The 16018-nt window shown below is 66.1% G+C and carries 11 protein-coding genes; 4 read left to right on the top strand and 7 right to left on the bottom strand.

Features of this window, described 5'->3' with window-relative positions; translation table 11 throughout:
- Positions 1-525: 525 nt before the first annotated feature.
- The gene (locus CA234_RS15755) at positions 526-2385 is read right to left on the bottom strand and encodes a hypothetical protein (RefSeq protein ID WP_126002172.1); all 1860 of its coding nucleotides are present in this window, start codon (positions 2383-2385) and stop codon (positions 526-528) included.
- A 212-nt stretch (positions 2386-2597) separates the two neighbouring features.
- On the opposite strand from CA234_RS15755, the gene CA234_RS15750 reads away from it, so the two are divergent.
- From CA234_RS15750 to CA234_RS15740, 3 genes are all read left to right on the top strand, one after another.
- On the top strand, positions 2598-2945 hold the full coding sequence (locus tag CA234_RS15750; protein WP_126002171.1) for a hypothetical protein: 348 nt from the start codon (positions 2598-2600) through the stop codon (positions 2943-2945).
- A gap of 78 nt (positions 2946-3023) precedes the next feature.
- Positions 3024-3680: a GNAT family N-acetyltransferase gene (locus CA234_RS15745; protein WP_126002170.1), complete on the top strand. Its 657-nt coding sequence runs from the start codon at positions 3024-3026 to the stop codon at positions 3678-3680.
- Between the two features lie 312 nt (positions 3681-3992).
- Positions 3993-4268: an Arm DNA-binding domain-containing protein gene (locus CA234_RS15740; RefSeq protein WP_125976769.1), complete on the top strand. Its 276-nt coding sequence runs from the start codon at positions 3993-3995 to the stop codon at positions 4266-4268.
- Between the two features lie 9 nt (positions 4269-4277).
- Here the strand turns inward: CA234_RS15740 and CA234_RS15735 are convergent, their stop codons facing one another.
- Genes CA234_RS15735 through CA234_RS15710 form a run of 6 tightly spaced genes read right to left on the bottom strand, consistent with a single transcriptional unit; the run spans position 4278 to position 12901 of the window.
- Positions 4278-6443, bottom strand: a complete 2166-nt coding sequence (locus CA234_RS15735; protein WP_126002169.1) for a glycoside hydrolase family 3 C-terminal domain-containing protein — start codon at positions 6441-6443, stop codon at positions 4278-4280.
- Between the two features lie 15 nt (positions 6444-6458).
- Positions 6459-7940, bottom strand: coding sequence for a tannase/feruloyl esterase family alpha/beta hydrolase (locus CA234_RS15730; protein ID WP_126002168.1), 1482 nt, complete (start codon positions 7938-7940; stop codon positions 6459-6461).
- Complete coding sequence (locus tag CA234_RS15725; protein ID WP_126002167.1) at positions 7927-9921, bottom strand: alpha/beta hydrolase domain-containing protein; 1995 nt, start codon at positions 9919-9921, stop codon at positions 7927-7929. Before CA234_RS15725 ends, CA234_RS15730 begins: the two co-directional genes overlap by 14 nt.
- Entirely contained in the window at positions 9918-10247 is a 330-nt protein-coding gene (locus CA234_RS15720) for a hypothetical protein (protein ID WP_126002166.1), read from the bottom strand. Before CA234_RS15720 ends, CA234_RS15725 begins: the two co-directional genes overlap by 4 nt.
- The gene (locus CA234_RS15715) at positions 10248-11588 is read right to left on the bottom strand and encodes an acyclic terpene utilization AtuA family protein (RefSeq protein ID WP_126002165.1); all 1341 of its coding nucleotides are present in this window, start codon (positions 11586-11588) and stop codon (positions 10248-10250) included. It lies immediately after the preceding gene.
- Positions 11585-12901: a citrate:proton symporter gene (locus CA234_RS15710; RefSeq protein ID WP_125976763.1), complete on the bottom strand. Its 1317-nt coding sequence runs from the start codon at positions 12899-12901 to the stop codon at positions 11585-11587. The genes CA234_RS15715 and CA234_RS15710 overlap by 4 nt, the downstream gene beginning before the upstream one ends.
- 308 nt (positions 12902-13209) lie before the next feature.
- On the opposite strand from CA234_RS15710, the gene CA234_RS15705 reads away from it, so the two are divergent.
- Entirely contained in the window at positions 13210-15999 is a 2790-nt protein-coding gene (locus CA234_RS15705) for a TonB-dependent receptor (RefSeq protein ID WP_164521845.1), read from the top strand.
- The last annotated feature ends 19 nt before the right edge of the window (positions 16000-16018 follow it).

The following is a 16018-nucleotide window of genomic DNA, read 5'->3' as shown; positions in this document are numbered from 1 at the left end:
GCTGCTCGAACCCATCGGCAACATCCCGCCTGCCGAAGCCGAAGAGCAATATTATGCTGCCGCGGACAACCTCGATATGGCAGCGTGACTCACAACCCAACGCCTCCGGCAGACCCGGCGCGGTTCAAACGCCATTGTTCAGGTGGCTCGGCTTGGTAGTTTTGCTGAACGGCCTGTGCTCCACTGTAATTATTAGCTCGATACTCATAAGCCATTCGAGCCGCCAAGCCCAACACACCGATTGACAGCCCAACTATCAACCATACTGCAATAAGCATTGCAGTTCCGCTCTTAGATTTTCTAAACACAACACATTCCCTATTTGCCAAATGGCGACATAGGGTCGCGAAAACAGCAAAAAAGTTAACATGAGCGTCGAATTTATTGCCAATTTGGTTCTTAATTTGCGCGCTCGTGTGACACGCGGAGGTGCGGCGACGTTTTGCTGTCGCCGCAAATCCTCCGACCCTGGCGCACTGTCGAATCTTGGAGAAGCCGCCGCTTCACACTCGCGAACAGCTATTATTAGGCCGTCACTTCAACTGCAATCAAACCGTCGGCCATTTCGGTCATGCGAGCTCGCGAGCGAAAGTGCCGCTTGAGCTCTTCGGCACCCTCCCGATCAGTTGCGACACGCGCCAACTCATAATCGGCGAGGATCCTGTTTAGGACTGGGGCTAGACTAGTCCCACAGTTCATGGGCCGAACCAGAGCCTCTGTGACATCGTCCGAATTTCCCTCCCAGCGCTGCTCCGTATCGACCAGAATGGCGGAGGCAACCTCCTGCTTTGCCTGATTCAACCAAGATTTGAACACGGGGGAGTAGAGGACTGTGTTAGCCATCGATTGCGAGATGTCGATCACGAGCACTTCCGCCCCCTTGATCGCGGCCGGCGGGCCGACATGCTTCAGGACTTCGGCACGGAACTGCTCCCGAACGCATCTATCTCCAGGTGTCAGGTGGCCAAACGGCTTGCACCTGCCCGCAGCTACCGAGTCTAGAATAGTAGCTCGCTTCAGCGCTTGGCCGGCTGGCCCGTGCGCCGCCATCGCCACAGTTGCGATCGGATGCGCACGCGCATAATCGACAAACATCTCAGCGAAGGATCGTCCTGCGCTGCGCTTGTAGTGCTTCACCTCGACAACCATCAGGCAGACAGGTTGGCCTTGCCCCTCGACCCACAGACCATAGTCTGGCTGCGCATGACCCTTCCGCTTCTTACTCACCGGATTGGACAAGGTGACGTTTCGCTCCGCGATGAGCTTCACCTTCCCGCCCTCTGACGTGATGGTGGCGATCTCCTCCTCAGAGAAGGTGAAGTTTAGTTTGCCATTTTTGTCGTGTAGGATGACGGGATACCCCCGAACCGCTCTGCGGATTTCCGTTGCGATCCAGACGGCATAAACCTCGTGGCGCTTCGCCCAAATGGGCAAAGACAGGATGCGCTGCAAAAGGGGGAGGTCGACGTTCAGCGGAAGCTCGCGCCGCGGGCAGCTCCGCAAACGCTGATTTACACCCACAAACGCGTCCGCCAGATGTTCAGCTGACATCCTCAGTGAGCTGGCAAGGCCGCAAATTCCTGTCCGAAGCCATTGGTCCCCCTCAAATGCGGCAAGCGCCGGCAAATCAAATGCGACACGGAAGTCCCCAGGACGACTGCCCGGGATTTGTCGCATTGTTTCCACATCAGCCCTGTCCAACCCTGACGCTTGGAGGTCTAGCAGAGCAGCAAGATACACCTTCGAGGCGTCTTCTAGAGCCGCGTCGACCTGACTGGGTCTAAGAGATGTCGGCATCTCGAGATACTGACCTCGGTCATATGCCTCTAACCATTGTTGAACATCCTCTGGGAAGGCGCCTGTCTGCCGGGGGTCCAACTTCCACATCTCTCCATACAACGCATGCGCAGTGCCGAAATCGATAGATGGGCAGCTGATCGTTGAAGCAGTCTGCGGCACGAGACTGGCGAACTGCTCGAAGTCACGCAGGTCGAGGTTATCCTCTTGGAGGGCCACCACCCAGTTGTTGCGGCCGGTTGCTCCACCTGCTTCTTTGAAGAAGAGCACGATGTCCCGGCACATTTCGGCGAACGGCGCTACTGCCTTAAACAAGGTGCGGACAAGCTCATCCAAACTCACCTGCTGTATCTTTGCATCAAGCTCAGACACCGTGCAGCCGAATCTCGTAGCTAGTTCCGCTATCAGTTCTGCATCGCGGCCCTTACGCTCCAGGCCTGAACGATTCTGAAAATCCTGCCAAGCTTGGCTTGCGGTCGTATGCACGATCATCCCCCACTCCCATTCTTCAACGACAGCCTGCCTACCGGAGAGTAAATAATCTGCCCACGGAGCCCCAAGCCGTCCAAGCGCGATCAGTCCCGTCATCGTGGATTTCACCGCCGATTCGACCATAGGTCGCAACCCGCCTCGGGCTCTGATTCGAAGGTATTTTGTGCATCCTGCACGAGGGTCCGAAATTTGCTGCTATATAAGCGACTGAAAGAATGAAATTTTTATCGCGCTTGAAACCGTTGATCACGACACCAGTTTGTGCATAATGAACACGCCTGCTGATGCAGGCGCTTAGGAGCAAGAAAATGGCTAATCCGCAGGCATCCAAGCTGCACGTCGTCGACGTCTCGCAGCTCATGCGTCTCGTGGAGGAAGTTCGCGCAAAGACCGCAAAGGCTTTGGACGAGCTCGTTGAGAATCTGGAAAGCGCGTCGTGCACCGACGTTGAGCAGGACTTTGCGGGCCTGGTGAAGGCTTCGCAGCAGCTGCTCCGCGTTGACGACCTTGAGCTCGCTCGCGCGCTGAACGTCTCTCGCCCGACGATCGGACGTTGGACCCGTGGGGATTCCGCGCCGCATCGGCTTGCTCGGCCGGCAGTTTTCGAGGTGCTGATTAAGAAGGCTCGGGCGCAAGTGCGAGAACTTCGCGGCTGATCTTCACTCATTGCGTCGATTGCCGCATTAGCGTAGTGCGCGCCCTCCGCAGAGACAGGCTGCGGAGGGGGACTACACTTGCATATCACATTCCGCATAGTTGACTCCGATGAGATCGGTCATGCCCATAAGTGGCACACCGATTTCGCTGCTATGCATAGTGCGATTTATCCGCGGACGTTCGAGACCTTTCAGGATCTGGTTTGGGACCGTTCCGTTTGGTGCGCGGTTATGGACGATGGCACATTCGTCGGGATGAGCTACGCGCACTTCGACGCGGGCCAGCACGAATGGGAAATCGGCGGCCTCATGGTGGACGATACCGCCAGGGGAAAGGGCTTGGGCGCCATTCTGATGCGCTTGCCGCTCATCCACATGCTGTTGAACGAAGATCCTCTTGCTTTAGCGCGCAAGCCCACAATCGTCACGCACGTGCTGGCCGGAAATCAGGCACCTCGACGGATCATCCCTGAAGCAGGCTTCGCCTTCCAAAAATCGGTCAAAATCCCAGGCCACGTTCTCCCGGGGCTGCCGACGGACGACGAAGGCTTTGTCAACGGTGACGAATTCCACCTCGCGATTCCCGATGCTCTCGATGGGCTCGCTAACTGGTGCGAAGCGTGGAACGGGCAATTGCGCGACGGAACTGCGGCACACGTGGATATGCGCGGCAGCGAAACACTCGCGCTCTGGGCCGAGGCTCTCAGGGACATGGCATTGCGCGCACGCGCCTGACACCTTCATCGCTATGTAGCTTTGGTGTTTCCCTCGTTAGTGAGTTTCAGTTCACAAAAGCCGGTTCTTAGCGAGTTTCAGCCAATGGGTTTTTTATGAACAAAGTGCGTTTTGCGAGAGGGCGAGGAAAACGGCGTTAGTGGGGGCGATTACACCTCTCCGCAGACATCCAGCATCGTCCAAAAACCCGCGGATTTGCGCCGTTTTTGACGGTATCTGATCCACCGAGATCGGGGTCGATCCATTGGAACCCGCGGCACCTGACGGCATATTTGACGGTATCAGCACTGCGCCGGCGGAGGAGATACCGGCATGCTCACCGATGCAGCCGTCCGTCGAGTCAAACCGCGGGACAAAGCATTTAAGACTCAGGACATGCACGGCATGTACCTCCTCGTTCAGCCTGGCGGTGATTCGGTACTGGCGGTGGGATTTCGTCACGACGGCAAGCCGGGCACGGTGGCGCTGGGCGTCTATCCTAACGTCTACCGGAAGGACCGCGCGAATGCTCGGAAGATTGCCTACCTTGCCCTTAGGGGTAGATTGCCGGCATCCTGGAACAGCAGCGATGCCGGCGATCAGACTTAGAACGGGCTGTTACCTGCCCAGCTGGCGCTCTGGCAGTCTAATGGTAGCGTCAAGGCCCGCGCCACCGGCTGAGGTTGCGCTCGTGAAGCTGTAGGTTGCGGCCGCGAGGTGCCATCCCCGGGGCGTCCAGTCGGCGAGGACCTTCGGCTCGATCTTCACGACCACCGAACGACTCTCGCCGGGAGAAAGTTCGACCCTCGCAAAACCCGCCAGGCGGCGCGTGTCGATGGCGCCCCGCCGGGTCAGGTAGAGCTGCACCACCTCGGCACCGGCGACCTTGCCGACGTTCCGCACGGTCACCGTCGCCTCGGGTTGGGCACCGCCGCGGATCTGCAAGGCGGACTGCTCGAACCGCGTGTAGCTCAAGCCATGGCCGAAGGGGAACAGCGGCCTTGTGCCTTTGGCAGCGTACCAGCGATAGCCCACCTCCGCACCCTCGGGATAGGTCACCGTAGCCTGCGAACCTTCCGGCTGCCCCCAGCCGGGAATCTCCGCGCGGGGGAGCTGCGTCTCATCCGAAGGGAAGCTGATCGGCAGCCGGCCCGAGGGGTTGACCTTGCCGGTCAGCACGTCGGCGATCGCCGCGCCGCCCTCCTGCCCCGGATACCAGGCCTCGACCACCGCCTTCACCTTGTCCAGCCACGGCATCTTCACCGGATTGCCGGTCTCCAGCACCACGATCGTGTTGGGATTGGCGGCGGCGACGGCGGCGATCAGCGCGTCCTGCCCCTCGGGCAGCGTCATGCTGAAGTCATTGCCCTCGCTGCTCCACGCGGTGGCGAACACGATCGCCACGTCCGACTGCTTCGCGAAGGCCGTTGCCGCAGCAAGGTCATAGCCGCTGTCATACTCCACCTCCGCCCCCGGCATGGCGGCGGCCAGCGCACGCAGCGGCGAGGAGGGCATATAGAGCTGGCGGGCCCAGGCCCCCATCATGCCCCGCCCGCCCAGCGGCAGCACCGTCACCTGGCCCTTGGGCGTCACCTGGCTCGACCCGCCGCCGGACAGCACGCCCAGATCGGCATGGCCGCCGATCACCGCGACCGACTTGGCGCCCGCCAGCGGCAGCGCATCGCCGTCGTTCTTGAGCAGCACGATTCCCGCTGCGGCCACCGCGCGCGCCGCGGCGGCATGGGCGGCTTCGTCGATCGCGCCTTCCGCGAGCGGCGCGTCCGCGCCCACCGCGTAAAGCGAGCGCAAGATTCGCCGGACGCTGTCGCGCACCCGTTCCATCGGCACGCGGCCTGCCGCCACTTCGGCGCGCAGCGGCTTGTCGAAGAATATCTGCTTGTCGAGCTGCGCGCCGGACTGCTGATCCAGCCCCTTGGCGAAATAGCTCACGTCGTGCACCGCGCCCCAATCGGACATCACCCAGCCGGGAAAGCCCCAGTCGCGCTTGAGCACCTGATTCAGCAGAAAGTCGTTGCCGCAGGCATAGTCGCCGTTGACGCGGTTATAGGCGCACATCACCGATCCGGGCTTGCCGTCCTCGATCGCCAGCTGGAAGGCGAGCAGATCGCTCTCCCGGAACGGCTTCTCGTCGATGCGTGCGTCGATGCTGTTGCGCAGCGTCTCCTGGTCGTTCAGCGCGAAATGCTTGATCGTCGAGACGACCTTCTGGCTCTGGATGCCGCGAATGGAGGCGCCCGCCAGCCGGCCGGCGAGCAGCGGATCCTCCCCCAGATATTCGAAATTGCGGCCGTTGCGCGGATCGCGCGCCAGGTTCACGCCGCCGGCGAGCAGGATGTTGAAACCCTTTTGCCGCGTCTCGTTGCCGGCTACCGCCCCGCCCTTGAAGGCGAGTTCGGGGCTCCAGGTCGCCGCCAGCGCGAGGCCGGACGGCAGGGCGGTCGAATAGTCGCCCTTGCGCAGCTGGAGCGGATTGGCGACGCCCAGGCTGGCATCGGTCTCGTACAGGTCGGGTATGCCGAGCCGCGGCACGCCGGGGATCCAGCCGGCGGTGGGCTTCAGGTCCGCGCGCGGCAGCGGCGGCGTGCCCGGAAAGGCGATCGGCATGATGCCGTGGAGCAGCTGGAACCGCTCGTCATCGGTCATCTTCGCGTCGGTCGCGCGGGCGCGCGCATCCGCCGCGTCGATGCTCTTCGGCGCGGTCTGCGCCATCGCCGTGCCGCTCATCAGGCCCAGAACGAGCCAACCCAAACCGATCCTCTTCATGTCCCTCTCCCTGTTTTATCGTCGGATGCGCGGCGGCGGTGGTGCCGCGCAGATGAAATCGCTTTCCTTCGTGCCGTCCCCGCTGCGGTGCAGGGCGCGGGCCGGATAGGCGCAGATCGGTCGGGTCGTGCCGTCGGCGAGCGTGCCGGTGAGCCGCGCGGGTGCCTGCCCCTGCTCCACCCAGCGCTCGATCGCGGCCTGCGCATCGAACCGGTTTGGTCCGTCCCCGCCGCCGCAATGTCCCATGCCCGGCACGAGGAACAGCCGGTACCAGTCCGCTGCCGCGCCCGTTCGCGCGAGCATCGCCCGGCGATAGGTGAGCGTATCGAGCGGCGACACCACCGGATCGGCAAGGCCGTGATAGACGAGCAGCCTGCCACCCCGTGCACGATAGGCGCGCAGGTCCGCATCGGTCGCGTCGATCACCGGCGACAGACGCCGCATCGCGGCGGGCAGGTCGCGCGCATAGGAGAAGCGCCACCAGTTCCAGGCAGGATCGTCGAACGCCCAGACCCGCCAGAAATTGACCCGCATCGGCTGGCTGGGCTGGCGTGGATCCGCCCAATAGGCGCTCCACCCCGCCTCGCTGCCGGGCAGCCAGGGGAAGGTGACCTGCGCGCCGCGCGCATCGCTCACCCCCGCCCGCATCTTGGCGACCGCCGCCACCTTTTCGGCGCTGAGGCAACCGCCGGTCTGCCCCGGACGGCAGAGCAGCGCAGCCGGATCGGGCCGGCACTGGAGCGGATCGTTCAGCCAGCGATCGCCGGGCAAGCCTCCGGCGGCCTTGCCATTTGCACCGCGACACAAGGCGAAGCTCTGCGCAGCGAGCAGCTTCAAATCCTGCCGATCAAGGATCGGGGCCCGATCGTCGCCCGCGCGGTGGTTCGACAGATATTGCCAGAGGAACGCAGCGTTGAGGCGGACGCGGTTCGAACCCGGCGCACCGGCGACGATGCCGTCGAAGTCGCGCGGGAAGCGCTGCGCCTCTATCATCGCCTGATGGCCGCCGGTCGAGCAGCCGTTGAAATAGCTGTGCGCCGCCGCACGGCCGTAGAAGCGCGCCACCAGTTGCTTCGCGGCCAGCGCGGTCTCATGCACCGCGCGCCACCCCCAGTCGACGATCGCCTGGCGACGGCCGCGGGCGAAGTCGGGATCATCGCCTTCATGCCCCGTATCGGTCGCGACCACCGCGCTGCCGCGCGCCAGACCCTCCGCCATCGCAGCTTCGGGCAGGGCCGAGGCATAGCCGCCATTGCCCAGCATCTGGAGCCGACCGCTCCAGCTACGCGGCAACCAGAGTTCATAGCCGATCCGCGAGCCCTGTACCGGCCGCAGCGTGCCGATCACCCGGCAGTGCGCGGGCAAGTGTCGCCCGGATAGTAGCCGCGCCTCCGCCCATTCGGTGCGGGTGTCGGGGATCTGCCGCGCCAGCGCCGCGCAGGCGGCTTCGGGCGCAGCCGGGGTCGCCAATGCCAGGGCAAGGCTAGCGAAGGACATCGCTCTTCTCGGCCTGATCGATCAGCCGCGCACCGTCCTCGGCCAGCAGCCAGCCTTGCGCGATCTGCGCCGCAACCGCTGCGCGGACGCGCGCCACGAAGCCTGCATGGTCACGGTAGCGGGCCTCCAGCGACGGGCGCGGATCGCCCCTGGCGCGACGTTCGGCCTCGGTGCGGGCGAAGGGGATGAAGCCGCCGACAAAGCCGCAGTTGCCGCCCGCACCATAGCCGCGCGCCAGCTGGTTCCAGCCGGTATAGGTCCCCAAAGGCACCTGCAGCTGCACCGAGGGCACGCCCGCCGTCTCGTTGCCGTCGGCATTCACCCGCGGCACCAGCTGCGGGATCGTACCCCGCACGGCCGGCGGCTGGCGGGTGAGCACGCCGCTGAGATCGACGGCATGGAAGCCGGGGCCGAAATCATAGTCGGGCAGCTGGTTGAGCATGCCGGTGGGGCTCGGTACGCCGGGGATCGCGGGCCAGCCCATTGCCGACGCGGTCGCCTCCACCAGATCGCCCGCGGCCAGCATCGGGTAGCGACTGGGCGGCGGCGCCTTGCCGGTCTGTACCCAGTCGGCCAGCGCCTTGAGCAGCGCACGCCGGGTATCCATCGAGGGATTGGGATTGAACGCGAGCGTGCAGGCGGGCGCGCCGGGAAAGGCCTTGTCGCCGTCCAGCGGGAAGCCGCCGACATAGGAGCCGCCATGCGTCACACCGGGAAAGTAATAGCGGCGGACATTGGCCGGCAGCGGCACGTCCGCCCTGGCATCGGTACCGATCAGCCCCGGCGACATGCGCAGGCCCCAGAACTCGGCCGAGCCGAAGGTCTCGACGATCTTGGGACAGGTGCGCGTCGCGGTGCAGCGGTCGAGCAGGCTGGAGACGCCTCTGCCTCGCCTTTTGTCGTCATAGCGGCTCCACCACAGGCTGCCCTCGCTGCCCGGCTCGAACATGCCCGCCGCGCCGCCTGGAACGCCGAAACGGATGTTCAGCGGCACCTGCCGTGCGGCGATGTTCGGGTTGGCGCCGTCAAATACCCGGTGCCCGTCCTCCGCCTGGTTGAAGCCGAGCGCGATCAGGCTGCGGACGAAATTGCCCGATTGCGACGTGCCGCTGACGATCGCCCAGCGGATCGTGCCCGCCAGCGGATTGGGCGTGCCGTCATCATCGACCTTGGCGAAGCGCAGGAACGCATTGAGGTCGCGCACCGCGGCGAAGCCGATGCCGAGCACCCTGGGATCCTTGCCGCGATAGACGAGCGTATAACCCTTGGCGGCGTCGAACCCGCCGCGCAGGCAGAGCTGGCGGGGGTCGGGCGTGCCGGGAAAGGGCTGCGTGCGGCAATCGGCAAAGGCCCAGTCCCGCGCAGCCATCGCCTTGCGCGGCGCATCGTCGCCCGCCTGCACGAACAGCGTTGCCTGGCGGGTGTCCAGCGACACCGGCAACGGGCGCGGCGTTGGGCGACCGATGCCGCCGTCGATGGGCATGCTGGCCGTGCTGGTGGCGACGCCGGTGAAGCGCTGGAGCACCCAGCCGGTCAGCCCCGCTGCGGTGGGCACCGCGAGGGTCTGGATACCCGGCTGCGGCGCAATGTCCCCCTGCCAGCCGCTCACCACCCGCACATGGCCTTCCGCATCGGCGGCGACGTCGCCATTGCCGCGATTGGGCACGTCGTACAGGAGGAAGCCGCTGGCCCGCGCCGGATCGGCAGGCAAGGCGATGGCGAAGGTCGCGCGGTAGGCGACACGACCATCCTTCCGCCGGGGCGCGGCCGCGAGATCGGTAATGATCGCATTGCGGCGGTCGCGCGGATCGATCGCGCCTTCATAATAGCCGCGCAGGATCACATAGGCCGGCGCGCCGGGCCGCACCGCCGGCACCTCGCGCCGCTGCTCGACGACGAAGCGGGTGACCCGCGCTTCCGCCGCGCCGGTCCCCAACAGGCTGGCCGTGGTCGCCGCCAGCAACAGGTGATGGCGCTTCATTCCGCATCCTCCACGCGCAATGCGTCGTCGATCGGCAGGTCGAGCAGTTGCGCGCCCAGCGACTTGCCATGGGCATCCAGCGCCAGCGAGCGGGTGACGCCGCCGCTCAGCGCGCCTTCGAGCACGAAATTGAGCGCGCCCAGCCCCGGCAAGGCATAGCGGGTCGCCTGCCGCACCCGCAGGCCGGCGAGATGGGCCAGCACGCGCGGCACGGTCACCGCCGCGAGCAGGCGCGGATAATCGGCCGGGTCGAAGGCAATGACCGAGATCTGCGAGAGGTCGCCCTTGTCGCCGGTACGGACGTGCGCGATGTCGCCGAGCAGCATTCAGGCCTCCACCAGCGTGATCGCGGGCCGGACCTGCGCCGCCGGGATCAGCGTCGAGGCGACGGCAAGCACCGGGCGCACCGCCGCCGTCGCGCCGCCGCCGCCGAACGGCCCGTTGGTGTACAGTGCCTCGACCTCCCGCCCGATCAGCGCCGCCGCCTCGGCCGTGGCGGCGCGCCCGACGACGCGCAGCCGCACCTCGCGCGGGTCGACCTCCGGCGGCCGGCCGGTCCGATCGACCGAGTCGAGCCCGATCAGCGTGCTGCGCAGCTCGGTCACCGGGGCACCGATGATCGCCAGCCGCTCCTCGACGATGGCGGCGGCGAGCCGCGCGCGCCCGACCGCGCCGGGCCCCGCATAGGAAATCTGCCCTTCGCCGATAAAGCCGTCGTCATAGCCGATCGAGACCTTGAGCGCGTCGGGTCGCTGCCGACCGTCGCCACCAGAGACCGCGATGCGATCGGGCCCCAGCTCGGCGAAGCGCACCGACCGGAAATCGGCCACGACATCGGCCTGGGCATAGGCGCCCGGATCGAGGATCTCGTACAGCAACTGCTCCTTGCAGCTGGCCAGCGTCAGCGCACCGCCCGATCCTGCGACCTTGCCGAGCACGGCGCTCGCATCCGCCGATACCTCGGCGAAGGGAAAGCCCAGCCGGGCGAGGCCGGGCACCTGCTTGCGGCCGTCATCGGCGAAATAGCCGCCGGTCAGCTGGCCGGCGCATTCGAGCAGATGGCCGATCACGGTGGCGCGGCCGATCAACGGCGCATCGTCCAGCGACCAGCCGAACGCATGCACCATCGGCCCGACGAACAGCGCGGGATCGCCCACCCGGCCGGTGATCACCACCTCGGCGCCTTGCGCCAGCGCGTCGGCGATCGGCCCCGCCCCCAGATAGGCGTTGGCGGAGACGATGCGGGCGAGATCGGCGCTGGTACCCGGACGGTCGATCAGCGGATGCTCGGCGCCGCGGACCAGATCGAGCACGTCGTCGCCGGTGACGGCAGCGATGCGCAGGCCGTGCAGCCCCATCTCGCGCGCGAGCGCGGCGACTGCGTGGGCGGCACCGACCGGGTTGGCGGCGCCCGCATTGGTGACGATCCGCACGCCGCGCGCGCGCGCCGCCGGCAGCACCCGGCGCATCCGCTCCAGCAACAGCGGATCGAAGCCGCCTTGCGGGTCGCTCTGGCGGAGCTGCTGCGCCGCGGCGATGGTGCGCTCGGCGAGACATTCGAAGACCAGGAAGTCGAGAGCGCCCTGCTCGACCAGCTCGAGCGCCGGTTCGATCCGGTCGCCTGCGAAGCCGGCGCCGGCGCCGATGCGGATAGGTTCCGGTCTCACAGCGGGAGCACTCCGATCAGCAGCGCGGCGGCGACCATCACCAGCGTCGCGGCGAACAGCCAGGGAATGGCGAAGCGCTGGTGCGCGCCGAGCTCGATGCCGCTCAGCCCCGCGACCAGGAACGTCGCCGGGGTGAGCGGGCTGACCGGGAAGCCGGTGGTCATCTGCCCGAGCAGCGCGGCCTGCGCCATGGTCGCCGGCGCGTGGCCGAACCGGGTGCCGACCTCGGCCAGCACCGGGAGCACGCCGAAATAGAAGGAGTCGGGATCGAACAACAGGCTGAGCGGCATCGAGGCCACCCCGAGCAGCACCGGCAGGCTTCCGCCCACGCCCTCCGGCACGTGCTGCGCCACCGCCTCGGCCATCGCCCGGATCATGCCCGATCCGTTGAGGATGCCGGTGAACGCGCCCGCCGCGAACAGCACGCCCGCCATCAGCAGCGCCGCGCGCGCATGCGCGTCGATCCGGGCGCGCTGCTGGGCGGCATCGGGATAGTTGATCATCAACGCCAGCGCCGTCCCGATCATGAAGGCCACGACCGGCTCGACCAGCCCCGCGATCATCGTGCCCACGACGGCGAGCGTGAGCAGGATATTGAACGGCATCAGCTGCGGGCGGCGCAGGTTGGGATCGTCCGCCATCGGCTCGGCGGCGGCCGCGGATGCCATCGTAGCGCCCGCCGACCTGGGCAGCGGAATGCCGGCGGCGATGCGCCGCTCCTCGCGAAGCCCAAGCCACCAGGCCGCGGTGAAGACGAAGGCGAGCCCTGCCGCCTGCACGCCGATCATCGGCACGAACAGCTGCGCCGCCGGCACCTTCAGCGCCGCCGAGGCGCGCAGCGTCGGTCCGGTCCAGGGCAGGAAGTTGACCCCGGCGGCGAGCGAGGCGGTGCAGGCCAGCACCCGCCGGTCCATGCCGAGCCGGTCATAGAGCGGGCGGAGCGCCGGGATGGTGATCAGGAAGCAGACCGCCCCCGAACCGTCGAGATGGATCAGCAGCGCCAGCAGCGCGGTGCCGATGGCGATATGGCGGGGCCGCTCGCCCACCAGCCGCAGCACCAGCCCGACCAGCGGCGCAAGCAGCCCGGCATCGGTCATGATCCCGAAGAACAGGATGGCGAAGATGAACATGCCCGCGACCGGTGCGATCTTGCCGATGCCGGCCAGCACATAGGCCGGGATCGCCCCGCCCAGCCCGGCGAGCAGCGCCGCGGCCACCGGCACCAGGATGAGCGCGGCGAGCGGCGATGTCCGGTTCGACAAGATGAGCGCGAGCAGTGCCAGGACCGCAAGGGCGCCGATAAAGGCCAGCATAATCCTCCCCACCCGGTCGATGCCGGGCAGCGCAATCATGCGGAGGAGCAACCCATACCGCAATGTCAAACATTCTATTGATCAATGCATATTGTTGATGGGTTGGAGACGGGCGCGAGCCATCAACTTTCCGGATCAATGCTTCCAAACTTTCTATTTTTTAAAAGCGCCTCTGCGTCGCATAGCGGAGCGGCAGGCTCGGGAAGACACCAGCCGAACATCAGGGGAGGTTCTGCGCACCCGCTGCGCCGAGGCCGGCATGTCGCCGGCCGTACAGTCCCCGCCTGCCAAAAATGGAGGGGAGTGCCATGACCAACGCTCGATCGCACCGCCTGTGCGCCAGCATTTCGCTCGCGACCGCCAGCCTTGCGCTGCTGCATGCCGGAACCGCCTTTGCGCAGACGACGTCCGCGCCCGAGGCCGCACCATCCGACACCATGCAAGCCGCGCCGCCCGCCGAGCAAGAGATCATCGTCACCGGTTCCTTCCTTCGCAACGTGCGGCAGGAGGATCGCGCCTCACCGATCCTCTCGGTCAGCGCGGCCGACATCGCGCGCACCGGCGTCAACGCGCTCGCCGACATCACCCGCTATATCCCGCAGAATGTCGGCAGTGCCGGCGGCATCCAGGATCTTGCCAAGGGCGGTGGCGCGGACTCGCGCGACACGCGCTCGGCCAATCTCCGCGGTCTGGGCGCCGGGGCGACGCTGGTGCTGCTCAACGGCCGCCGGGTGGTACCGACCGACGGCTTCGTCAACCTCAACAGCCTGACGCCCGAGATCGCCATTGCGCGGCTGGAGACCGTGCTGGACGGCGCCTCCTCCACCTATGGCGCGGACGCCGTGGCCGGCGTCCTCAACGTGATCACCGATACGCGGTTCGAGGGGGTGAAGCTCACCGGCCAGTATACGCATATCGAGGACACGCCAGCGTTCAACGTGCAAGGCATGGTCGGGCTGGGCGACGACCGCATCCGCAGCGTCACCTCCTTCGCCTATCGCAACATCGAGCGGCTGCAGAATGGCGACCGCGACGTCACCAACTTCTTCAACCCCTCATCGGGCTCCGGCGCCAATCCCGGCGCCTTCGTGCTCTATGCCCGCCCGCGCACTGCGAGCGGCGGCGATGTCGTGATCAACGGCAACAACTATTCGACGCTGTACGACCGCTTCAAGAACGCCGCAGGCACGCTGACCGTCGTCGATCCGGATTGCGGATCGGCCGCAACGCAGAGCCGCTACGTGCCGGCCGCGAACAGCCCCGGCTTCGGCCTCGGCGCGTGCCAGTTCAGCTTCCAGGCGCAGAACCCGATCCGCCCCGCCTCGCAATCGGTCCTCGTCCACAACGACACGCGGTTCAAGTTCGCCCCCGGCCATGCGCTGTACGTCGAGTTCGGCCTCTATCACCAGGATGCGCAGCGCTACGGCGTCCCCTCCTTCGCCCAGAACCGCAACGGCCCCACCCCGCCGATCGTGCCGGGCAGCAACCCGCTCAATCCCTTCGGCGTCGATGTCGGCTTCATCGGCCGCGCGATCGGATCGCAGGGCTTTGCCGGCACCCGCTACAAGGTCCAGCGCGACCAGGTTGACCAGCGGCACCTCGTGGTCGGCGCGGAAGGGGCGATCTCCAGCCGGTGGAATTATGCCGCCAGCTTCACCTGGTCGCGCGGCGAAGTGAATTCGGTCGACAAGGACACCGACATGCGGCTGTTCCAGGCCGCGCTGAACGGCTTTGGCGGCCCCAACTGCAACATCCGGTTCAACGGCGCGGGCTCGGGCGCGGTGCCGGGGTCGGGCAACTGCCTGTATCTGAGCCCCTTCGCCAAGGACAATCTGACGCAGGACCCGTCGCTGCTCTACAACATCCAGACCGAAGAGACCTCGACCAACATCCGCGAATATCTGATCGGCGAGGCGGTGCTGAACGGCACGCTGGTAGAGATCGCGGGGCGGCCGCTGGACATCGCGGTCGGCACCCAGTTCCGCAAGGATCGGCAGGTGGGCCGCTATTCGGACCTGTTCCAGAACGGCTTCGGCGCCTTCAACGGCCCGTTCCGCGATACCGACCTCAAGCGCGAGGTGAAGAGCGTCTTCGCCGAGGCGAACTTCAAGCCGCTCGACACGCTGACGCTCAATGCCGCCGCCCGCTACGAGGATTATGGCAACTTCAACACCGTCGCGCCCAAGCTGTCGGCGAACTGGCGGATCATCCCGGAAATCGCGATCCGCGCCTCGGCCAGCAAGGCGTTCCAGGCGCCGGCCATCGCCAACTCCAGCAACGCGCTGATCGGCACCAACGTCGCCAACATCATCGATCCGCGCGACGGCTCGCTCGTGTTCCGATCGGTTCTGCAATATGGCAACCCGTCGCTCCAGCCGCAAAAGGCCGACGTCTTCAATATCGGCACGACGCTGCTGCCGGTGCGCGGTGCCAGCCTGTCGGTCGACTATTGGCATTATCGCTATCGCAGCCAGATCCAGCTGCAGAACGGCCAGGCAGTGATCAACGCCGACCCCAATGGGCCGAACGTGATCCGCGATGCTGCCGGCGTGGCGCAGTCGGTGATCGTCACCTCCTATAATGCCCCCAGCGGCACTGCGACCTCGGGCATCGACGTCGCCGGACGCTATGAGGGTACCATCGGCCCGGTCGGCTTCACCTTCCGCGACAACCTCAGCATTCTGGTCAAATATGACGTCGATACCGGCACGCTGGTCTATGATGGCGTCGGCAAGCGCAACAACTACCAGACCTCGCCGCTCACCGCTGCAGCGGCGCCCCGCTACCGCAACGTCGCCGGCGTCGACGTCTCGCTGGCCGATCATGCGCTGAGCATCGACTGGCGCTACGTCTCCAGCGTCCGCGATGACTATCAGCAGGTCGTCGGTGCGCCGGAAGTGGCGCGGATCGGCGCCTGGTCCGTGTTCGACGCGCAGTACAATTTCCGCTTCGGCCCGGATCGCCGCTTCGAGCTCGGCGTCGGCGTGACCAACCTGTTCGACAAGGCGCCGCCGCACGCGATCTATACCGGCTACCTCTCCTCGGTCGCCGATCCCTATGGCCGCCAGACCTATATTCGCGCGAGCGCCCGCTTCTAGCGCGTAGCCCGACCCGATC

The sequence above is a fragment of the Sphingomonas sp. ABOLE genome, assembly GCF_003950455.1.
Taxonomy (GTDB): Bacteria; Pseudomonadota; Alphaproteobacteria; order Sphingomonadales; family Sphingomonadaceae; genus Sphingomonas; species Sphingomonas trueperi.
Note: the sequence above shows the minus strand (reverse complement) of the source record. Positions and strands in the feature narration are given on the sequence as shown.